Annotated in this window: 19 protein-coding genes; 8 read left to right on the forward strand and 11 right to left on the reverse strand. The window is 71.0% G+C overall.

Annotated features, from left to right (window positions below):
• Positions 1 to 192 precede the first annotated feature (192 nt).
• Both CP968_RS07255 and aceB read left to right on the forward strand, forming a co-directional pair.
• A complete protein-coding gene (locus CP968_RS07255) occupies positions 193 to 939 on the forward strand; it encodes a nucleotidyltransferase family protein (RefSeq protein WP_229886068.1) in 747 nt (248 codons plus the stop codon).
• A gap of 252 nt (positions 940 to 1,191) precedes the next feature.
• Positions 1,192 to 2,811: a malate synthase A gene (aceB, locus tag CP968_RS07260; RefSeq protein ID WP_150517212.1), complete on the forward strand. Its 1,620-nt coding sequence runs from the start codon at positions 1,192 to 1,194 to the stop codon at positions 2,809 to 2,811.
• 160 nt (positions 2,812 to 2,971) lie between these two features.
• Here aceB and CP968_RS34040 read toward each other — a convergent pair whose 3' ends face one another.
• The 8 genes from CP968_RS34040 to CP968_RS07300 all read right to left on the reverse strand — a co-directional run bounded on the left by CP968_RS34040 (position 2,972) and on the right by CP968_RS07300 (position 9,550).
• Complete coding sequence (locus CP968_RS34040) at positions 2,972 to 3,127, reverse strand: hypothetical protein (protein WP_167536772.1); 156 nt, start codon at positions 3,125 to 3,127, stop codon at positions 2,972 to 2,974.
• Positions 3,128 to 3,478: 351 nt separating this feature from the next.
• On the reverse strand, positions 3,479 to 4,870 hold the full coding sequence (locus tag CP968_RS07270) for a nucleobase:cation symporter-2 family protein (protein ID WP_150517213.1): 1,392 nt from the start codon (positions 4,868 to 4,870) through the stop codon (positions 3,479 to 3,481).
• A gap of 474 nt (positions 4,871 to 5,344) precedes the next feature.
• Positions 5,345 to 6,748, reverse strand: coding sequence for an 8-oxoguanine deaminase (locus tag CP968_RS07275; protein ID WP_150517214.1), 1,404 nt, complete (start codon positions 6,746 to 6,748; stop codon positions 5,345 to 5,347).
• 186 nt (positions 6,749 to 6,934) lie between these two features.
• Positions 6,935 to 7,858, reverse strand: coding sequence for a factor-independent urate hydroxylase (gene pucL, locus CP968_RS07280; protein WP_150517215.1), 924 nt, complete (start codon positions 7,856 to 7,858; stop codon positions 6,935 to 6,937).
• A 5-nt stretch (positions 7,859 to 7,863) separates the two neighbouring features.
• A complete protein-coding gene (gene uraH, locus CP968_RS07285; protein ID WP_030715205.1) occupies positions 7,864 to 8,253 on the reverse strand; it encodes a hydroxyisourate hydrolase in 390 nt (129 codons plus the stop codon).
• Between the two features lie 2 nt (positions 8,254 to 8,255).
• Positions 8,256 to 8,765, reverse strand: a complete 510-nt coding sequence (gene uraD / locus CP968_RS07290) for a 2-oxo-4-hydroxy-4-carboxy-5-ureidoimidazoline decarboxylase (RefSeq protein ID WP_150517216.1) — start codon at positions 8,763 to 8,765, stop codon at positions 8,256 to 8,258.
• A 153-nt stretch (positions 8,766 to 8,918) separates the two neighbouring features.
• The gene (locus CP968_RS07295) at positions 8,919 to 9,302 is read right to left on the reverse strand and encodes a helix-turn-helix domain-containing protein (protein WP_150517217.1); all 384 of its coding nucleotides are present in this window, start codon (positions 9,300 to 9,302) and stop codon (positions 8,919 to 8,921) included.
• Positions 9,299 to 9,550 carry a YkoF family thiamine-binding protein gene (locus tag CP968_RS07300; RefSeq protein WP_150517218.1) on the reverse strand — a complete coding sequence of 84 codons (252 nt, stop codon included), beginning with the start codon at positions 9,548 to 9,550 and terminating at the stop codon, positions 9,299 to 9,301. Before CP968_RS07300 ends, CP968_RS07295 begins: the two co-directional genes overlap by 4 nt.
• Positions 9,551 to 9,675: 125 nt before the next feature.
• On the opposite strand from CP968_RS07300, the gene CP968_RS07305 reads away from it, so the two are divergent.
• From CP968_RS07305 to CP968_RS07320, 4 genes are all read left to right on the forward strand, one after another.
• Positions 9,676 to 10,509 (forward strand): TIM barrel protein, encoded by an 834-nt coding sequence (locus CP968_RS07305; RefSeq protein WP_150517219.1) that lies wholly within the window; start codon positions 9,676 to 9,678, stop codon positions 10,507 to 10,509.
• A gap of 74 nt (positions 10,510 to 10,583) precedes the next feature.
• Positions 10,584 to 11,474, forward strand: coding sequence for a 2-hydroxy-3-oxopropionate reductase (locus tag CP968_RS07310; protein WP_150517220.1), 891 nt, complete (start codon positions 10,584 to 10,586; stop codon positions 11,472 to 11,474).
• 229 nt (positions 11,475 to 11,703) lie between these two features.
• The gene (locus CP968_RS07315) at positions 11,704 to 13,161 is read left to right on the forward strand and encodes a catalase (protein WP_150517221.1); all 1,458 of its coding nucleotides are present in this window, start codon (positions 11,704 to 11,706) and stop codon (positions 13,159 to 13,161) included.
• Positions 13,162 to 13,673: 512 nt separating this feature from the next.
• A complete protein-coding gene (locus CP968_RS07320; RefSeq protein ID WP_150517222.1) occupies positions 13,674 to 14,270 on the forward strand; it encodes a TetR/AcrR family transcriptional regulator in 597 nt (198 codons plus the stop codon).
• A 94-nt stretch (positions 14,271 to 14,364) separates the two neighbouring features.
• Here CP968_RS07320 and gcl read toward each other — a convergent pair whose 3' ends face one another.
• Entirely contained in the window at positions 14,365 to 16,152 is a 1,788-nt protein-coding gene (gene gcl / locus CP968_RS07325) for a glyoxylate carboligase (RefSeq protein WP_189828854.1), read from the reverse strand.
• A gap of 369 nt (positions 16,153 to 16,521) precedes the next feature.
• Between gcl and CP968_RS07330 the strand changes: the two genes are divergently transcribed.
• Both CP968_RS07330 and CP968_RS07335 read left to right on the forward strand, forming a co-directional pair.
• Complete coding sequence (locus CP968_RS07330) at positions 16,522 to 17,283, forward strand: hypothetical protein (RefSeq protein ID WP_150521785.1); 762 nt, start codon at positions 16,522 to 16,524, stop codon at positions 17,281 to 17,283.
• A gap of 135 nt (positions 17,284 to 17,418) precedes the next feature.
• A complete protein-coding gene (locus CP968_RS07335) occupies positions 17,419 to 17,907 on the forward strand; it encodes a glutathione peroxidase (protein WP_150517223.1) in 489 nt (162 codons plus the stop codon).
• A 97-nt stretch (positions 17,908 to 18,004) separates the two neighbouring features.
• Here the strand turns inward: CP968_RS07335 and CP968_RS07340 are convergent, their stop codons facing one another.
• Together CP968_RS07340 and CP968_RS07345 are read right to left on the reverse strand one after the other, a co-directional pair.
• Positions 18,005 to 19,735 (reverse strand): AMP-binding protein, encoded by a 1,731-nt coding sequence (locus CP968_RS07340; RefSeq protein ID WP_150517224.1) that lies wholly within the window; start codon positions 19,733 to 19,735, stop codon positions 18,005 to 18,007.
• Between the two features lie 45 nt (positions 19,736 to 19,780).
• Entirely contained in the window at positions 19,781 to 21,136 is a 1,356-nt protein-coding gene (locus CP968_RS07345; RefSeq protein WP_150517225.1) for a winged helix DNA-binding domain-containing protein, read from the reverse strand.
• Between the last annotated feature and the right edge of the window lie 169 nt (positions 21,137 to 21,305).

The raw sequence follows: 21,305 nt of genomic DNA on the forward strand, positions 1-21,305 counted from the left end.
CAGACTTCCCTCATTGGCCCCCGATTGGCAAGGAGACGCCGCCATGTTGACCGATCGCGACGAACGCGCCCTGCTCGCTTCCGCCGAGAACCGGATCGCGGCGCCGCTGCGCGTCGGCGTGGCACTGGCCGCCGTGCGGCGCGCCCTGACGCGGCTGCGGCCGGCCGGCGGGGAGGCGCGAGAATCGGTGTCATGTCATCCCAGCAACCCGCCCGCCCCGGCCCGGCCGACGCCCCGGGCGACTCCGCGGCCCACGCCCCTGCCGTCGCCCCGGTCCGCGGTGCCTCCCGCACCCCGTCCGTCGCCGACGCCTCACCCGGCGCCGCCGACGCCCGGCAGGGCCGCCCCGGCCCGCCGGTGATCGCGGGGCTGCTGCTGGCCGCCGGCGGCGGGCGGCGGCTCGGCGGACGACCGAAGGCCCTGCTCGCCTACCGCGGCCGGCCGCTCGTCGAGAACGCCGTACGGGTGCTGCGCGAGGCGGGCTGCGGTCCGGTGCACGTGGTGCTCGGGGCCTCGGCGGCCGAGGTCCGCGAGCGGGCGGACCTGACCGGGTGCACGGTCGTGGACAACCCGGACTGGGCGGAGGGCATGGGCTCCTCGCTCCGCGTCGGCCTGGCCTCCCTGGCCGGTACGGGCGCCGCGGCGGCCCTGGTCTCGCTGGTCGACCAGCCGGGGATCGGCCCGGCGGCCGTGGCCCGGGTGCGGGAGGCCTACCGGTCCCCGGCGAGCCTGGTGGCGGCCGCGTACGACGGGGAGCGCGGCCATCCCGTGCTGTTCGGCGCGGAGCGCTGGGCCGACATCGCGGCGACCGCGACGGGCGACAAGGGCGCGCGGGTGCATCTTGTGCGGCACGCCGGGGAACTGGTGCTGGTGGAATGCTCGGACGTGGCGGAGGCCTTCGACATCGACACGCCGCCCGACCTGGCACGTCTGCTCTGAGCGCGCTGTGACCGCGGTGGCACTGAGGGCCACCATCGGGGGGAATCTGTCGACTCAGAGAATCTCGACATCAACAAACCATTGAACTTCCACCATGAGGAAATTATTATCCACTGGTCAGAAGCGCCCTGAACCCCCAGACGGCGCCCGCGACCGTACTCCGGAACTCTCCACACCCGACGGCACTCCGTGCCGTCTCGCGCGAGCATTCCCCCGCGGCCGCCAGGCACCGCCGCTGAAGGAGTGACAGTTATGTCCGCACCAGCGCCGTCCCAGCTGGCCATCGTCGATGCCGAGTCCCTGCCCCGGCAGGACGAGGTCCTCACGGGACCGGCCCTCGCCTTCGTGGCCGAGCTCCACCGGCGGTTCGCCCCCCGCCGCGCCGAGCTCCTCGCCCGCCGGGGCGAGCGCCGCGCCGAGATCGCCCGGACTTCCACCCTCGACTTCCTCCCGGACACCGCACAGGTCCGCGAGGGCGACTGGAAGGTGGCGCCGGCCCCGGCCGCGCTGAACGACCGCCGTGTGGAGATCACCGGTCCGACGGACCGCAAGATGACCATCAACGCCCTGAACTCGGGCGCCAAGGTCTGGCTCGCCGACTTCGAGGACGCCTCCGCTCCCACCTGGGAGAACGTGGTCCTCGGCCAGCTCAACCTGATCGACGCCTACGAGCGCCGCATCGACTTCACCGACCCGCGCACCGGCAAGGCGTACGCCCTGAAGGCCGCCGACCAGCTCGCGACCGTCGTCATGCGGCCGCGCGGCTGGCACCTCCAGGAGCGCCACCTGCGCTTCGAGGGCGCCCCCGCGTCGGGTTCGCTCGTCGACTTCGGCCTGTACTTCTTCCACAACGCGCAGCGCCTGATCGACCTCGGCAAGGGCCCGTACTTCTACCTGCCGAAGACGGAGTCGCACCTGGAGGCCCGCCTCTGGAACGAGATCTTCGTCTTCGCCCAGGACTACGTCGGCATCCCGCAGGGCACCGTCCGCGCGACCGTCCTGATCGAGACCATCACCGCCGCGTACGAGATGGAGGAGATCCTCTACGAGCTGCGCGACCACGCGGCCGGCCTGAACGCGGGCCGCTGGGACTACCTCTTCTCCATCGTCAAGAACTTCCGTGACGGCGGCGAGAAGTTCGTCCTGCCGGACCGCAACGCGGTGACGATGACCGCCCCGTTCATGCGCGCGTACACCGAACTGCTCGTGCGCACCTGCCACAAGCGCGGCGCGCACGCCATCGGCGGCATGGCGGCCTTCATCCCGTCCCGCAAGGACGCGGAGGTCAACAAGGTCGCCTTCGAGAAGGTCAAGGCCGACAAGGACCGCGAGGCGGGCGACGGCTTCGACGGCTCCTGGGTCGCCCACCCCGACCTGGTCCCGATCGCGATGGCCTCCTTCGACGCGGTGCTCGGCGAGAAGCCGAACCAGAAGGACCGGCTGCGCGAGGACGTCTCGGTCGCCCCGGGCGAACTCATCGCGATCGACTCGCTGGACGCCCGGCCGACGTCCGAGGGCCTGCGCAACGCGGTCCAGGTCGGCATCCGCTACATCGAGGCGTGGCTGCGCGGCCTCGGCGCCGTCGGCATCTTCGGCCTGATGGAGGACGCGGCGACCGCCGAGATCTCGCGCTCCCAGATCTGGCAGTGGATCAACGCCGGCGTCGTCTTCGAGAACGGGCAGACCGCCACGGCGGAGCTCGTGCGCGAGATCGCCGCCGCCGAACTGACCGCGCTGCGCGCCGAGGTCGGCGAGGACGCCTTCGCCGCCGGCAAGTGGCAGCAGGCCCACGACCTCCTCCTCCAGGTCTCCCTGGACGCGGACTACGCGGACTTCCTCACCCTCCCCGCGTACGACCAGCTCGTCGGCTGACACCCCGGATTCGGCTGAATCGCACAGCAGCCGGACCCGGCGCACCGCGCCCCCGTCGCCCTCACCGGCGCCGGGGGCGCGGTCGTGCGCGGAGGGGGGCCGGAGGGACCCGGAGCGGGACCGAACGACCGTTCGGTCGTTGTCCCGTCGCAACCTGCGCCTACGACGTCGTGCCGTGGGGCTCGTACTGCCACGACGACCAGCAGTACGACGTGGACCGGCGGATCGACGGGGTGATGGCGGACGTGGGCGGGTCCGTGGACGAGGTGCGGGCGGTGATGCGGGCCGCCGGGCACGCCGACGCCTCGTACCGCATCGTGCTCCCGTCCTCCCCCTCCCCCGTCCCGCGCGGCGCCGAGAACCGCCACCCGCAGAGCGGTTGGAGCCGGCTGGACACCGGCGGCCGCCCGTTCTGGAACCGGGACTCGGACTGGGCGCGCGACGCGCTGGCGCCGCGGCTCGCGAACCGGCCGGGGGCGGTGGCCGCGGCCAGGCCCCCACCGCCGCCGTCCGCTGCCGCAACACCCCGGGCACGGACCGGACGGGGTGTTGCCCGCGCCGGCTGCGGCTCCCGCACCCTGAAACGGCGGTGCGCACGCCACACCCGCAGTGGGTGGCGTGCGCACCGCCGTGTCGGTCGGGCGGGGGCCTGCGGCCGGACCGCCCGTCAGTGCACCGGCACCGGTTCGGGCGCGGTGAGCTCGGCCGGGTCCTTCTTGGTGCCGAGGTGGTTGAAGGCCAGGTTCAGCAGGATGGCGACCACGCAGCCGGTGCTGATGCCGGAGTCGAGGACGACCAGGAGGTCCTTCGGGAAGGCGTGGTAGAAGCCCGGCGCGGCGATCGGGATCAGGCCGATGCCGACGGAGGCGGCGACGATCAGGGCGTTCTCGCCCTTCTCCATGGCCGCGCCCGCCAGGGTCTGGATGCCGCTGGCCGCGACCGACCCGAAGAGGACGATGCCCGCGCCGCCGAGGACCGGCAGCGGCACCAGGGCGATGACCGAGGCGGCCATCGGACACAGTCCGAGCAGGATCAGGATGCCGCCGCCCGCGGCGACGACGAACCGGCTGCGGACCTTGGTCATGGCGACCAGTCCGATGTTCTGGGCGAAGGCGCTGCACATGAAGCCGTTGAACAGCGGGCTCAGCGCACTGCCGAGGGTGTCGGCGCGCAGGCCGCCCTCGATGGTCTTCGCGTCGGCCGGCCGGCCCACGATCTTGCCCAGGGCCAGGATGTCGGCGGTGGACTCGGTCATGCAGACCAGCATCACGATGCACATCGAGATGATGGCGGCGACCTGGAACTGCGGGGCCCCGAAGTGGAAGGGGGTCGGGAAGCCCACCACGGAGGCGTTCTTGATGGTGTCGAAGCTGGTCATGCCGAGCGGCATCGCGATCAGCGTGCCCACGACCAGGCCCAGCAGGATGGCGATCTGCTGGAGGAAGCCGCGCAGGAACTTGCGCATCAGCAGGACGATCACCAGGGTGACGGCGGCCATGCCTATGTTCTGCATCGAGCCGTAGTCGGTGGCGGTCTTGTTCCCGCCCTGCGACCAGTTGAAGGCCACCGGCAGGAGCGAGACGCCGATCAGCGTGATGACCGTTCCCGTCACGACCGGCGGGAAGAAGCGGACGAGTTTGCCGAAGTAGGGGGCGGCGAAGAAGCCGACCACGCCGGCGACGATGATCGCGCCGAAGATGACGGGGATGGCGTTGTCCCCCTCACCCTTGCCGATGGCGATCATCGGGGTGACGCCGGCGAAGGAGACGCCGTTGACGAAGGGGAGCTTGGCCCCGATCTTCCAGAACCCGAGGGTCTGGAGGAGGGTGGCGAGGCCCGCGGTGAAGAGGGAGGCCCCCATCAGGAAGGCCGTCTCGGTGGCGGAGAGACCGACGGCCGGACCGACGATCATGGGCGGTGCTACGACACCTGCGTACATGGCGGCGACGTGCTGGAGACCGCTCGTGAACATTTTCAGCGGAGGCAGGGTCTCATCGACCGGGTGCTTCTCCTCCGGTGTTGCGACTGCGTCTTTGCGAAACCTGGGCGTTGAGGCCACGGCTTCCTCCGGTCGGGTAACACGTCGGCAGGGACGTGGGTGTCTTGGAGGTGGTGCGAAAGCGGTGCGAGTCGAGCGGTATTCGGTTGTGGGTGGCGCGACTGGAGCGCTGCGGGTGCTCCAGGGCGCCGCGGGCGACCGCGGGGTGCTGCGGGATCGCGGGTGCTGCGGGTGTTCCGGGTGGCGTGCGGTGCTCCGGGCGGTGCCGGAGGTTTCCGGGACATCGGGAACGCGCTGGTTTCCGGGGTACGGAAACGTTTCGCCTCACATCGGGCGCACCGGGTGTCCGTGCGCGGAAGCTGGAGGTGCCGTGGCAGTGGCGCGGTGCGGGTGTACGCGCGCGTGGCACGCTTCACCGCACCCGGGGGCGCCTTCGGATGTCCTCAGGCGCTGCCCCGGGAGCGGCTGCCGCGGACCCCGCTCGGGTCCGCGGCCGCCGGCCGGGGGCCGTCCCCCCCGGCCGGATTCCGGGGATCAGGCCTGCGCGGAGATGCGCGCGAGGCGCTGGGCCTCTTCCCGCGTGGACGCGGCGATGGCGTCCTCGTCGGCGAAGAGGAGTCGGTTGTCCTCGACGATCTGCTTGCCGTTGACCAGCGAGAGGGTGACGGGAGCGGCGGCACCGAAGACGAGCGCGGTGACCGGGTCGGCGATGGAGGAGTGGGCCAGGGTGCTCAGGTTCCACATGACCAGGTCGGCGCACTTGCCGACCTCCAGCGAGCCGATGTTGTCGGCGCGGCCGAGGACCTGGGCGCCACCGTACGTACCGAGGCGCAGGGCCTGGCGCGCGTTCAGGGCGCGCTCGCGGTGGACCGGGTTCAGGCGGTTGATCAGGAGCGCGTTGCGCAGCTCGGTGTGCAGCTCGCCGGACTCGTTGGAGGCGGTGCCGTCCACGCCGAGGCCCACCGGGACGCCGGCGGCCAGCATGTCCGGCACCCGGGCGATGCCGGCGGCCAGTCGGGCGTTGGACGACGGGCAGTGCGCCACGCCGGTCTTGGTGCGGGCGAACGCGGCGATGTCGGAGTCGTTCATGTGGACGCTGTGCGCCATCCACACGTCCTCGCCGAGCCAGCCGGTCGACTCGAAGTAGTCGGTGGGGCCCATGCCGAACAGTTCCTTGCAGAACTGCTCCTCTTCGACGGTCTCGCTGCCGTGCGTGTGCATCCGCACACCGAGGCGGCGGGCCAGTTCGGCGCCCTGCTTGAGCAGCTCGGTGGAGACCGAGAAGGGGGAGCACGGGGCGACGGCGACCTGGGTCATCGCGTCGAAGGAGTAGTCGTGGTGGCGCTTGACCGTCGCCTCGGTGTCGGCGAGCGCGCCTTCGAGGGTCTCGACGGCGTGGTCCGGGGGCAGGCCGCCGTCCTTCTCGCTGCGGTCCATCGAACCGCGGGCGAGGGTGAAGCGGACGCCCATCTCGGACGCGGCGCGGATGATCGAGCCGGAGAGGTCGCCGGAGCCCTTGGGGAAGACGTAGTGGTGGTCCATGGCGGTGGTGACGCCGCCCTTGGCCATCATCGCGAGGGAGCCCTGCGCGGCCGTGTACGTCATCTGCTCGTCGATGCGCGCCCACGTCGGGTACAGCGCGACGAGCCAGTTGAAGAGGTTGTGGTCGGTGGCCAGACCACGCGTGATCCACTGGTAGAAGTGGTGGTGGGTGTTGACCAGGCCCGGGGTGACGAGGTGACCCGTGCCGTCGATGCGGCGGACCACGTTGTCGAGGTTCTCGGGGGCCTTGCCCGCTCCGATCGACTCGATCTTGTTGCCGGCGACGACCACGTGGCCCGAGGCGTACTCGGTGTCGTTCGCGTCGACGGTCGCAATCGCACAGTTCTCGATGACGATGCGCTCTACGGCGCCGTCAAGGGCTGACGATGCTGCCATGGGACTTCCTCGTGCTTTCAGTGGCGGTACGGGCACGGCAAAACCCTGGGGATTTGAGTGCCGGAGCCGGGGGCCTTGACAGCTGACAGTACTGCCGCCCCGTGTGTTGCGTCCGGGTGCCGATTCAGGAAGTGGCTGGTGTCGTGTCCCGGGGCCACTGCGGAGCCCCGGGACACGTGTGCCGCATCAGAGGTTGGTCATGTCCACGGGAATGCGTGCGTCGACGCCGTCCCGGAGCACGGTGGCCTCGATCAGACCGTAGGGGCGGTCCGCGGCGAAGTAGACCTCGTTGTCGTTCTTGAGCCCGAAGGGCTCCAGGTCCACGAGGAAGTGGTGCTTGTTCGGGAGCGAGAAGCGGACCTCGTCGATCTCCGAACGGTGGTTGATGATGCGCGAACCCATCTGGTACAGGGTCTGCTGCAGCGACAGGGAGTAGGTCTCCGCGAAGGCCTGCAGCATGTGCTTGCGGACCTCGGCGTAGGACTTCTCCCAGTTGGGCATCCGCTGCTCGTCATCGGACCAGTTGAAGCGCCAGCGGGCCGACACCTGGGTGGCCAGGATGCGGTCGTAGGCCTCCTTCAGCGTCGTGTACTTGTCCTTCACGTACCCCCAGAACTCGGAGTTCGTGGAGTTCATGACGACGAGGTCCTTGAGGCCGGAGATGACCTCCCAGTTCGTGCCGTCGTACGTGACCTGGGTGACCCGGGTCTCCATGCCCTGGCGGACGAAGGAGTGGTTCACCTCGTCGGAGCCGATGAACTTGGAGTTGGCGTCCGAGGTGGCGATCCGGTCCCAGGAGTACTCCTCGATCCGGATGCGCGCCCGCTGGATCGGCTCCTGGCTGTTGACGAACCAGCGCGCCAGGTGGATGCCGAACTGCTCGGCGGACTCGATGCCGTGCTCCTTGGCGAACGCGTACACCGTGTTCTTGGTGGTGTCCGTCGGCAGCACGTTGGCGTTCGAGCCGGAGTAGTGGACGTCGTCCATGTCGCCGGAGAGGGCGACCGAGACGTTGAGGTCCTTGATGTGGTGGGTGTCGCCGTCCCGCGTGATCTTGACTACGCGGTTCTCTGCTTTCCCGTACTGATTCTGGCCGAGAATCGTGGGCATGTCTGCTAGCTCCCTCGGTAAACGGAGTAGCCGAACGGGTTGAGCAGCAGCGGTACGTGGTAATGCTCGCCCGGGTTCACCGCGAAGGTGATGGTGACCTCGGGGAAGAACGCACCGCTGTCCCTTACGCGGGGGGCGTCCTGCTGCGCCTCGGCTTGCTTCTTGGAGAAGTACGTCTCGGTCTCGAAATCGAGACGCACGTGGGTGGTTCCCTCCGGCAGCGCCGGCAGGTCCTTGCAGCGCCCGTCCGCATCGGTGGCGGAACCGCCCAGGGCCGCCCACTCGCCGTCCAGGCCGGTACGGGCGGAGAGCGAGATGGCGACGCCCTCGGCGGGCTTGCCGATGCTGGTGTCCAGGATGTGCGTGGACACCGACGCGGTGGTCTCGGTGCTCATGCTCACGCTCCTTCTTCTACGAGGCGGGTCAGGCGGATCTTGTTGATCTTGACGAGCTCGCCGCGGGCGGTCTCCCGCTCCTGCTCCGGCGAGTTCTCGATCCGGACCTTCACCGCGTCCCGCATGAACGCACCGGTCGCACCGGTGGCACAGATGAGGAAGACGTGGCCGAACTTCTCCTGGTAGGCCAGGTTCAGTTCGAGGAGCTCGTTCTTGAGCTCCTCCGAGGCACCGGCCATGCCGCGCTGCTCGCGGGCGGACGTCGGGTCTCCGGGCTTCGGCCGGCCGATCGGCGCGTGGCCGCTCATCGCTTCGGCCAGGTCCTCCGCGGTGAGCTCCGCCATGGCGGACTCGTTGGCCGAGAACAGGGCGTCGGTGGTGGCGAAGGGGCGCTGGGCGAGGAGCTTGCCGCCCCAGGCCGAACTGGCGCAAACCTCGTGCAGTTCGGCCGTGGCCGCGCCGTCGTCCAGCGCGTTGAACCGGGTGAGACCCGGGGTCGGACTCGAAGTCACGGTAGGCCTCCGTGGCCTGTTGTTGCTTGACGGGCTGCGCATAGCTAACGCCTTCGACAACACGGCGTCAACACTTTGTTGAAACTTCGCGTACACAAAAGCCGCCGCCCGGATGAATAGGGCGGCGGCTCGTCACCGTGTGTCAGGCGGCGTTCACTGGCGGCTGTTCTTGTTGGGGTTTTCCCTGTTCAAGTAGTTGTAGACCGTGAAGCGGCTTACGCCCAGGGCCCCCGCGACCGTCTCCACACCGTGCCGCACGGAGAAGGCGCCCCGCGCCTCCAGCACCCGTACGACGTCCTGCTTCGCCTTCCGGTCCAGCTCCGACAACGGTACGCCGTGCCGGCGCTGGAGGGCGGCCAGGATGTGGTCCAGCGAGTCGGAGAGCTGGGGCAGGCGCACGGCCAACAGATCCTCCCCCTCCCAGGCGAGCACGACGTCGTCGGCCTGGGCCAGGGACGGCTCGATCAGCTCGCCGCCCATCGCGTCCACCAGCGGCTTGACGGCGGCGACGAAGGGATGGTCGCGGGGCTCGGTCACTGCGCGCCCTCCCCGATGACGTTGACCTGGAGCGAGACGCGCGTGGCCCCGGCCTCCAGCGAGCCGCGCAGCAGCGCGGCCACCGCGTCGAGGACCTCGCGGGCCTCGCCCTCGGCGGTGTTGCCGAAGGGGCCGACGTCCACCGCGTCCAGCTCGGCCCGCTGGATGACCTCGCGCGCGGCCACGGCGTGGGCGGGGGCCTCTTCGAGGTCGAAGGGCTCGGTCGTGAACTCCACTCTCAATCGCACGCGGTCAAGCTACCCCGCGGTCGGGATTTTCCGTGAGCCCGCACTTGACATCCACGGGGAGGCGCATGCAGTCTTCCATCAAGCAGAAACTAACTTCCGCAATACGGAAGGAGCGCACACCCCTCATGGGATACACGGACCAGCGCTTCGATGTGAACCTTTCGATCCTCTTCACGGAACTCCCGCTCCTGGAGCGTCCCGCGGCTGCCGCCGCGGCCGGCTTCACGGCGGTCGAGCTGTGGTGGCCCTGGATCGAGACCCCCACCCCCGCCCAGGCGGAGCTCGACGCCCTCAAGAAGGCTCTTGAGGACGCCGGCACCCAGCTGGTGGGGCTGAACTTCTACGCCGGACAGCTGCCGGGCCCCGACCGCGGTGCGGTATCGGTTCCCGGCGCGGAGTCGGACCGCTTCAACGCCAACATCAACGTGGCCGCCGACTTCGCGGCCTCGGTCGGCTGCAAGGCGCTGAACGCCCTCTACGGCAACCGCGTCGAAGGCGTGGACCCCGCCGCCCAGGACGAGCTCGCCCTGGAGAACCTGGTCGTGGCCGCCCGCGCCGCGGACCGCGTCGGCGCGATCCTCCTGATCGAGACCCTCAACAAGCCCGAGTCGCCGCTCTACCCCCTGGTGAGCGCCCCGGCCGGCATCGACGTGGTGGACAAGGTGAACGAGGCCACCGGCCTCGGCAACGCCAAGTTCCTGCTCGACCTGTACCACCTGGCGATGAACGATGAGGACCTCTCCGAGGTCATCGAAAAGTACGCCGCCAAGACCGGGCACGTCCAGATCGCGGACAAGCCGGGACGCGGTGCCCCCGGCACCGGCGAGCTGCCGCTCGAAGAGCTGCTCGACCAGCTGAAGAAGGCCGGATACGAGGGCTGGGTGGGCCTGGAGTACAAGGCCGCCGACGCCGCCGCCTCCTTCGCGTGGCTGCCGGCCGAGGCCCGCGCCGCGCGCTAGCGGGCCCCGTCCGGACGATCCGCCGGACACGTCGTGAACTTTTCGTACGAAGCATTAAGAGAAGGACCCTCATCATGAGCAACCTCCCCAAGATCGCCTGGATCGGTCTCGGAATCATGGGCTCGCCCATGGCCGAGAACCTCCTGAAGGCCGGCTACCAGGTCACCGGCTTCACGCTGGAGCAGGACAAGCTCGACCGGCTGGCCGCCGCCGGCGGCGCCGCCGCGGGCTCGATCGCCGAGGCCGTCGAGGACGCCGACGTCGTCATCACGATGGTGCCCGCCTCCCCGCAGGTCGAGGCCATCGCGTACGGCGAGAACGGCATCCTGGAGAACGCGAAGTCCGGCGCGCTGATCGTCGACATGTCGTCGATCACCCCGCAGACCTCGATCGACCTCGCCAAGAACGCCGCCGAGAAGGGCATCCGCGTCATCGACGCCCCGGTGTCCGGCGGCGAGGCCGGCGCCATCGAGGCCGTGCTGTCGATCATGGTGGGTGGCGAGCAGGCCGACTTCGACGAGGCCCTGCCCATCCTGGAGGCCCTCGGCAAGACCATCGTCCTGTGCGGCCCGCACGGCTCCGGTCAGACGGTCAAGGCCGCCAACCAGCTCATCGTCGCGGTGAACATCCAGGCGTGCGCCGAGGCCGTGGTCTTCCTGGAGAAGTCCGGCGTCAACCTCCAGGCCGCCCTGGACGTCCTCAACGGCGGCCTGGCCGGCTCCACGGTCCTGACCCGCAAGAAGGACAACTTCCTGAACCGCGACTTCAAGCCCGGGTTCCGGATCGACCTGCACCACAAGGACATGGGCATCGTCACCGACGCCGCCCGCAACGTCGGTGCGGCCCTGCCGGTCGGCGCGGTCGTCGCCCAGCTGGTCGCCTCGCTGCGCGCCCAGGGCGACGGCGGCCTGGACCACTCCGCCCTGCTCCGTGCGGTCGAGCGCCTCTCCGGCGCCCAGATCTGAGCCCGCGGCCCGCTTTTTGGGCCGCCCCTCCCCCTCGCGGGGACCCGAGTTTCCGGATGGTGCCGGTGCTGACACCTGTCCTGTCGCGCCCAAGGCGCCGGCACCGTCCGGATCACCTCCCCTCCTCTTTCATTTCAACAAACTGTTGACGTCGCGATCACGCCGAAATTAGGCTGTTTCGCATGACGGAAGACGATTTCCGTCAGCAGTCCCCGTACGGAAGGTCACCATGTCGAAGCGCACGCTGACGACCGAGTCTGGCGCCCCGGTCGCCGACAACCAGAACTCCGCTACCGCCGGCGTCGGTGGCCCGCTCCTGGTCCAGGACCAGCAGCTCCTGGAGAAGCTCGCCCGCTTCAACCGCGAGCGCATCCCGGAGCGCGTGGTCCACGCCCGCGGCTCCGCGGCGTACGGCCACTTCGAGGTGACCGACGACGTCACCGCGTACACCAGCGCGGCGTTCCTGAACACCGTCGGCAAGAAGACCGAGACCTTCCTGCGGTTCTCCACCGTGGCCGACTCGCTCGGCGGGTCGGACGCGGTACGCGACCCCCGCGGCTTCGCGCTCAAGTTCTACACCGAAGAGGGCAACTACGACCTCGTCGGCAACAACACCCCGGTGTTCTTCATCAAGGACCCGATCAAGTTCCCCGACTTCATCCACTCCCAGAAGCGCGACCCCTTCACGGGCAAGCAGGAGCCGGACAACGTCTGGGACTTCTGGGCGCACGCCCCCGAGGCGACGCACCAGATCACCTGGCTGATGGGTGACCGCGGCATCCCCGCGTCCTACCGCCACATGAACGGCTACGGCTCCCACACCTACCAGTGGACCAACGCCCAGGGCGAGGCCTTCTTCGTCAAGTACCACTTCAAGACGAACCAGGGCATCCGCAGCCTCTCCAGCGACCAGGCCGCCGAGCTCGTCGGCAAGGACGGCAACTCGCACCAGACCGACCTGCTCCAGGCGATCGAGCGCGGCGTGCACCCGAGCTGGACCCTCTACGTCCAGGTCATGCCGGCCGCCGAGGCCGCGGACTACCGCTTCAACCCGTTCGACGTCACCAAGGTGTGGCCGCACAGCGACTACCCGCTGCAGCGCGTGGGCCGTCTGGTCCTCGACCGCAACCCGGACAACGTCTTCGCCGAGGTCGAGCAGTCCGCCTTCTCCCCGAACAACTTCGTCCCGGGCATCACCGCCTCGCCGGACAAGATGCTCCAGGGCCGCCTCTTCGCCTACGCCGACGCCCAGCGCTACCGCCTCGGCGTGAACCACACCGTGCTGCCGGTCAACGCGCCGAAGGCGACGAAGGCCGACAACTACGGCCGCGACGGCGTCATGGCGCTGCGCAACGGCTCGCGCCACGACAAGAACTACGAGCCCAACTCGTACCAGGGTCCGGCCGAGACCGGCCTCGCCCTCGGCGCCCCGAAGGCCGTCAACGGCTACACGGGCACCCACGAGGCCCCGCTGCACACCAAGGACGACCACTTCTTCCAGGCCGGCGAGCTCTTCCGCCTGATGTCGGAGGCGGAGAAGCAGCGTCTGGTGGCGAACATCGCGGGCGGCCTGTCCCAGGTCACCATCGAGGACGTCATCGAGAAGAACCTGGCTCACTTCCACGCCGCGGACGCCGACTACGGCAAGCGCGTCGAGGAGGCCGTGCGCGCCCTGCGCGACGCCTGAGCCCCACAGCTGTACCGGGGGTCTGACGGGAGGTCAGGCCCCGGGTACCGAGCCCGAACCGCGGACCCGGATGAGGGGTGGTACGCGGTGAGGGCAGGACGAGGACCGTGGCGCGCGAGCGAGCCAGTGCGGTGGTAATGGGTTCCGAGGCCCGTCTCTTGACCTGAGGGAGACGACGCCGGAGTTCTCGTCGCCGCTCGCCACGGTCCCAGCCACTCTCCTCTCCGTGCAGGGGGCCACGCACAGAGCCCCCTGTACCGGGAGGAGCCTTCCACTCCGCCCGGCGGTGCGAACGTCCTGTCGCGCCAGCCTCGCCCCGTCGGGCGGTCACCAACCAGAGCGCCGAGTCACGGACGGTCCCGTGACTCGGCGCTTTGTCGTGCCCGGGGCGCCTGCGCATGCCGTCGGGAACGAGCGGACTGAAGATCCGGTCAGGGTAGTGGACGGCGGCTATCGTGTGCCCTGACTTAAAGATCAGTCAAGGGGTAACCGGCCGAAGGGTACGAGCGAGCGTGGCAGACCGCCAGTCGTTGATCTTGGAAGCAGCCGTGCGCGTCATCGCGCGCAACGGAGTCAGAGGGCTGCGCGTCGAGGAGCTGGCGGCCGAGGCCGGGGTCTCCACCGCGCTGATCTACTACCACTTCAAGGACCGCGCCGGCCTGGTCCGGCGCACCCTGGCCTTCATCAGCGACCGCGCCACGGGCTACACGGACGAGGCCCTGGCCGATGCCGACACCGAGGACGCCCGTACGGTCCTCCTCCAGCTCCTGCTGGGCGAGCTCCAGGACCTCCCGCGGGTCCGCGAGAACAGCATCGCCTGGGGCGAGTTGCGGGCCAGCGCCGTCTTCGACGCCGACCTGCGGGCCGCGCTCGCCGAGTCCACCCGCTGCTGGTCCCAGGACGCGGCGGAGGCCGTCTCCGCCGCGCAGGCGGCCGGCCTCGCCGACCTGCGCGCCGAGCCGCTGGACGTGGCCGAGCGGCTCACCGCGCTGGTCGAGGGGCTCAGCGAACGCTGGCTGAGCGGTTCTGTGACCCTGGACCGGGCCCGCGAGCTGCTGACCGGCGCGGTGGACGCGGAGCTCGGCCCCCGTCCTCCCCTCGCCGAGTAGCGCCGCCCGGCCGCCCGCGGTCCGCACGACGCACGCCGGCCCCCGTCCCTCCTTCGAGGAGGGACGGGGGCCGGCGTGCGTGGCGTACGGGCGATCAGACCGCGAGCGGCCTGATCGCGGTCGGGGCGTGGCCCGGCTCCGTGGCCAGCTCCTCGAACTCGGTGACGTCGCTCATGTCGACCGTCTTGCTCATCGAGATGTTGGTGACGCGCTCCAGGATGGCCTCGACGACGACCGGGACGCTGAACTCCGCGGCGAGCTTCTTGGCCTCCTCCAGGGCGGCACCCAGCTCGTTCGGGTCCGTGACGCGGATCGCCTTGCAGCCGAGGCCCTCGACGACCTTGACGTGGTCGACGCCGTAGACGCCCAGCTCGGGAGCGTTGATGTTCTCGAATTCGAGGTTGACCTCGAAGTTGATGCCCAGGCCGCCCTGCGCCTGGCGGATGAGGCCGAGGTAGGCGTTGTTCACCAGGACGTGGACGTACGGGATCTTGTGCTGCGCGCCGACCGCCAGCTCCTCCAGCATGAACTGGAAGTCGTAGTCGCCGGAGAGGGCGACGACGGGGGTCTGCGGGTCGGCGGTGGCGACGCCCAGCGCGGCCGGGATGGTCCAGCCGAGCGGGCCGGCCTGGCCGCAGTTGATCCAGTGGCGCGGCTTGAAGACGTGCAGCATCTGCGCGCCGGCGATCTGGGACAGGCCGATGGTGGTGACGTAGCGCGTCTCCGGGCCGAAGGCCTTGTTCATCTCCTCGTAGACGCGCTGCGGCTTCATCGGGATGTTGTCGAAGTGCGTACGGCGCTGCAGGGTGCTCTTGCGCTCCAGGTGCGAGGCGACCCAGGCGCTGAAGTCGGGCAGCTTGCCCTCGGCCTTGAGCTCCTTGGCGACCTCGATGAAGATCTCCAGCGCGGCCTTGGCGTCGGAGGCGATGCCGAGGTCGGGGGCGAAGATCTTGCCGATCTGCGTGGGCTCGATGTCCACGTGGACGAACGTGCGGTCGCCGAGGTAGGCGTCCAGGTTGTAACCGGTGTGGCGGTTGGCCCAGCGGTTGCCGATGCCCAGGACGAAGTCCGACTCCAGGAACGTCGCGTTGCCGTAGCGGTGCGAGGTCTGGACGCCGACCATGCCGGCGGCGAGCTCGTGGTCGTCGGGGATGACGCCCCAGCCCATCAGGGTGGAGATGACCGGGACACCGGTCAGCTCGGCGAACTCGACCAGCAGGTCGGAGGCGTCGGCGTTGATGATGCCGCCACCGGCGACGATCAGCGGACGCTCGGACTCCAGCAGGAACTGGATGGCCTTCTCGGCCTGCTTGCGGGTCGCGGCGGGCTTGTGCACGGCCAGCGGCTCGTACAGGTCGGGGTCGAACTCGATCTCGGTCAGCTGCACGTCGATCGGCAGGTCGATGAGGACCGGGCCGGGGCGGCCGGAACGCATCAGGTAGAAGGCCTGCTGGAAGACGCCGGGGACCTGCGCGGCTTCGAGGACCGTGGTGGCGGCCTTGGTGACCGGCTTGGCGATCGAGGCGATGTCGACGGCCTGGAAGTCCTCCTTGTGGAGCTTCGCGACCGGAGCCTGACCGGTGATGCAGAGGATCGGGATCGAGTCCGCGATGGCCGAGTACAGGCCGGTGATCATGTCGGTGCCGGCCGGGCCGGACGTACCGATGCAGACGCCGATGTTCCCGGGCGACGTACGGGTGTAGCCCTCGGCCATGTGCGAGGCACCCTCGACGTGGCGGGCCAGCGTGTGGTTGATGCCGCCCACGTTCTTGAGCTCGCGGTAGAACGGGTTGATCGCAGCGCCGGGCACGCCGAACGCTTGCGAAACGCCCTCACGCTTGAGGATCTCCACTGCAGCGGCGGCGGCTGTCATACGAGGCATCGAGGTCTCCTGCGGGTCTGACGGTCAGGCTTTTCCGTAATCCGGAAGTATTGTTCTGCTATACGGAACAAGCTAAGCGGCGACCTCGCACACGTCAAGGCGGTGGGGAACCCCCGATGCCACCAAAAGCCGCGCCGGCTTCCGTGTGTTGCACGAATCGGGGCCCTCCCGGGGGGCCTGCCGGGGGGGGCGGCGCGGCCCGGTCGTGCGCGCGCGGCGGCTCGTACGGGGCTGCCGCCGGGCTCGTACCGCGCTCCTGCCGCGCTGGTCGCGGGCCCGTGGGCCGCTGATCCGCGGTCCCCTCCCCCGGCACCGTCACGGGTGGTGGACCATGGACGCACGCACGACGACGGAGGGGACGCGGAACTCATGGCGGAAGCGGTACCGGTGCGCTGCCCGGGGTGCCTGCGCGAGAACGGCTACACCGTCCCGGTGTTCCCCTGCGCCTGCGGCAGTCCGGTCGCCGCACCCCTGGACCGGGCGGTTCCGCCCGTGGTGCTGACCCGGCGGAGCTGGGCGGACAGCTGGGTGACGGTGCGGTGCGCCGCCTGCGGGCAGGACGGCGAGTGGCCGCGGCCCGAGGTCGGCTGCGGTGACTGCGGCACGGTGGCGCAGCTCGCCGTACTGCCGCCGCGCGACCCGGACCGCGGGTCGGACCCCGACCCGGACCGCGAGCGGGGCCCGCGGGGCGACGGGGCGCGCCCGGGCTCCGCGGCCCCGTCGGTGCCCGGCCGGCGGCCGCCGCGGCCCGCGTTCCGGCCCGTGACCATCCGTACGGCCCGCGACGCGGTGGCCGCGGCCGCGCTGTACCTGAGCTGGCTCGGCTTCCCGGACGTCCGGCGGCCCGACGGGCACCCGGCCCCCTCGGCGGCGGTGGACCTGCGGGCGCCGGGGCTGGTGGCTCAGGTGGACCCGAGCACCGCGGCGGCCGGGGCGCGGGCGGTGGAGTGCGTCTGGCTGAACGGGCTCACGGCGTCCGCGGCCTGCGTCTACTTCTCGCTGGCGGGCTACACGGAGGAGGCCCGGGCCCGGGCGGAGGAGCTGGGTGTGCCCCTGTTCATCATGGACCTGACGGGCACGCCGCAGCCGGTCAACGACCCGGCGGACCGCCTGGTCGCGACGGGGCCCTAGTCTCGGTGGCGTGCCGCGTCCGCGCGCGGACCCGTCCCGCCGGCCGGCCCGTCATCCGTCGCTCAGTCCTTACCCTCAGTCCTTCTCTTGTTCCGTCCCCCAGTCCTTCCCGATCACCTGCCGAGGAGAGCCCCCATGAGCCTGTACGACATCCCGCTGACCACCCTGTCCGACGAGCCCACGACCCTCGGGGCGCACAAGGGCAAGGCGATCCTGCTGGTGAACACCGCCTCCCAGTGCGGGCTCACCCCGCAGTACTCGGGCCTGGCCCGCCTGCAGTTCGCGTACGAGGCCAAGGGCTTCACCGTCATCGGCGTCCCCTGCAACCAGTTCGGCGAGCAGGAGCCCGGCAACGCCGAGGACATCCAGACGTTCTGCGCGGCCGGCTTCGGCGTGACCTTCCCGATCCTGGAGAAGTCCGAGGTCAACGGCGAGAACCGGCACCCGCTCTACCAGGAGCTGGTGAAGACGCCCGACGCGGACGGCGAGGCCGGGGACATCCAGTGGAACTTCGAGAAGTTCCTGATCTCCCCCGCCGGCGAGGTCGTGGCCCGCTTCCGCCCGCGCACCGAGCCCGAGGCCCCCGAGGTCATCGCCGCCATCGAGGCCCACCTGCCCGCGTAGCCCGATCCGGTCCGCCCCGATCCGGTCCGCCCGGATCCGGTCCGCCCGGACCGGGGCGGGCGGGGCGGGCCGAGGGATGGGGATCAGGCAGGTCAGGTCAGGTCAGGTCGGCCTCGTCGTACTCCCCGGTCGAGCCGGCCTCGGTGAGCTCGCGCAGCTCCACCCGGCGGATCTTGCCGGAGACCGTCTTCGGCAGCTCGCCGAACTCGATCCGGCGGATCCGCTTGTACGGGGACAGGACCGTACGGGAGTGCTCGAACAACGCGCGGGCCGTGTCGGGGCCCGGCTCCCAGCCCTCCGCGAGCGTGACGTACGCCTTCGGTACGGCGAGCCGCAGCGCGTCGGGGGCCGGGACGACGGCGGCCTCCGCGACCGCCTCGTGCTCCAGCAGGGCGCTCTCCAGCTCGAACGGGCTGATCTTGTAGTCGGAGGCCTTGAAGACGTCGTCGGACCGCCCCACGTAGGTGAGGTACCCGTCGGCGTCGCGCGAGGCGATGTCCCCGGTGCGGTAGAGCCCGTCCGCCATGGCGGCCGCGGTGCGCTCCGGGTCGTCGCGGTAGCCGGTGGTCACCCCGGCGGGCCGGGTGCGCAGGTCCACGCACAGCTCGCCCTCGTCCGCGGACTCCTTGCCGGTGACCGGGTCCAGCAGGACGATCCCGTAGCCGGGTGCCGGGCGGCCCATGGAGCCGGGCTTGACCGGTACGCCGGGGAAGTTGCCGATCTGGAGGGTGGTCTCGGTCTGGCCGAACCCGTCGCGGATGGTGACCCCCCAGGCGGCGCGGACCTTCTCGATCACCTCCGGGTTGAGCGGCTCCCCCGCGGCGACCGCCTCGCGCGGGGGCCGGGCGAGCTTCGTGAGATCGGACTGGATCAGCATCCGCCACACGGTGGGGGGCGCGCAGAACGTGGTCACGCCGTGCCGGTCCATCGTCTCCATCAGCCGCTCGGCGTCGAAGCGGGTGTAGTTGTGCACGAAGACGGTCGCGCCGGCGTTCCAGGGGGCGAAGAGGTTGGACCAGGCGTGCTTGGCCCAGCCGGGCGAGGCGATGTTGAGGTGGACGTCGCCGGGGCGCAGCCCGATCCAGTACATGGTCGAGAGGTGCCCGATGGGGTACGAGGCGTGGGTGTGCTCCACGAGCTTGGGGCGGGCGGTGGTGCCGGAGGTGAAGTAGAGCATCAGCGGGTCGGTGGCGAGGGTCTCCCCTTCGGGAACGAAGGGACCGGCGAACGGCCCGGCCCCGGGGCCGTCGGCCGGACCGCCCTGCGCGTCCATGTCGGCCAGGCGCCGCCAGCCGGCCGGAACCCGGGAGCCGGCCGCGATCCGGGTGTAGGTGCCCGGCACCTCGTCGAACCTGGCCGTGTCCTCGGCGCGCGCGACGACGTGCCGCACGAGGCCCCGCTCGACCCGGTCGCGCAGGTCGGCCGCGCCGAGCAGCGGGGTGGCGGGGATGACGACGGCGCGCAGCTTCATCGCGCCGAGCATGACCTCCCACAGCTCGCGCTGGTTGCCGAGCATGACCAGGATCCGGTCGCCGGGGGCGACGCCCTGGGCGCGCAGCCAGTTGGCGGCCGCGTCGGAGCGGGCGGAGAGCTCCGCGAAGGTGAGGGCGGAGCTGGTGCCGTCGTCCTCCACGATGCGCAGGGCGTCGGCGTCGTTGTCGGCGGCGATGTGGTCGAACCAGTCCAGGGCCCAGTTGAAGTGGCGGGGGCGCGGCCAGGTGAAACCGGCGAGGGCGGCCTCGTGGTCCCCCCGGCGCTCCAGCAGGAAGTCCCGCGCGGCCAGGAACTGGGCGGTGGCGCTGTTCTGCGTACGGTCGTCGGTCGTCATGCCAGGCATCGTGCCCGGTACCGCCCGGGGACCACCAGAGCGGCGTCAGCCGTGGATTGACGCGAAGCGCACCGGGCCGCGGGCGCCCGCCGGGGCGCCGCCCATCGTGGTGACCAGCAGTTCCGCTTCGGCGACGATCTCGTCCCGGGTCGCTTTCGGGACCGCGCCGAAGAGTTCGACCGTGATCCCGGAGCCGAGGTCGGCGCCGGCGTCCCCCTCCGTGGACGGCTTCCACAGGCCGGCGACGAAGCCGTCGACGAGGAGGGTGCGGTGGGCCTGGTTCCCCGTCCAGGTGCGGCCCTTGACCTCGGGCGCGATCACACGGGTGCGGTCCGCGTGCGACAGGAGGAGGTTGTCGAACTCCGGGAGGAAGCGGGGCGGCGCGGGGGTGTCCGGGTCGGGTCGGGGCGCGTCGGGCAGGTCGAAGAGCTCCACGCCGTTCGCGTCGCTGAAGGCCGCCAGGCGCGGGCGGAGCCGCTCGAAGGCCTCCTTCAGCCGGGTCAGACCGGCCCAGACCTGCATGTCCTTGACGGAGGCGGGGCCGAACGCGGCGAGGTAGCGCAGGACCGCGTCGTCGACGGACGGCGCCGCGGGCGCCGCGGGCGAGCCGGGTTCCGCGGGCGAGCCGGGTTCCGCGGGTGAGCCGGGTGCCGCGGGTGAGCCGGGTGCCGCGGGTGAGCCGGGTGCCGCGGGTGAGCCGGGTGCCGCGGGTGAGCCGGGTGCCGCGGGTGAGCCGGGTGCCGCGGGTGAGCCGGGTGCGGCGGGTGACGCGGGCGCGTCGGGTGCAGTGTGCGTCGCGCGTGACGCGGGCGCGTCGGCCTCGCGCAGCCAGTGCTCGACGGTGGTCAGCCGGACCTGCCCGCTGCGCCCCCACACTCCGCGCGGGGTGACCTGGACCAGCGGGAGGAGGCAGCGGGCCGCGACGGCCAGGGACCGGGGGTCGGCGTCCGGCCAGCGTGCGAACAACTCCGCGCGGATCTCGCCCATGGTGCGCGGCTCGTCCTCGACGAAGGCGCGGGCGTGGTCGGCCAACCGCGCCGGGTCGACGCCCACGAGTCCCTTGCGGAACTGGTTGACCTCACGGTCCCGGGCGGGCTGGACCAGCGGCCGCAGGGTCCGGGCGTCGTGGGCGGTGTGGGTGTGGAGGGTGGAGCGCAGGGTGACCATCCGGACCACCTGCCGGGACTCCATGAGCCCGGCGAGCTCGGCGGGGGCGAAACCGGCGAGGCGGGCGTGGAGCTGGAAGTACGGCGGCTTCACGTTCTGCGCCTGGAGCCCGACCAGGTGCCCCACGGCGTCCCGCGCGGCCATCCCGGCGCGGCCGAGCAGCAGCTGCCGGGCGAGGGTGGCGCGGTTGAGCGCGCGGGCGTCGAGCACGGGACGCGTTGTCCTGGAGACCATGCGCCCACGCTAACGGCCCTCGCGGACACCGTCCGTCCGCAAGCCCCACCGGCCGGTTTCGGGGGCGCGGGCCCGGACGGCGCGGCGACCGGACGGCGCCCGCGGGGCACGGCGAGACCGCAGCGGGGCCCGGGGGACGCGCACCCAGCCATGGTCCACGGTCCGGGGG

This window comes from Streptomyces subrutilus (genome assembly GCF_008704535.1).
Classification (GTDB): domain Bacteria; phylum Actinomycetota; class Actinomycetes; order Streptomycetales; family Streptomycetaceae; genus Streptomyces; species Streptomyces subrutilus.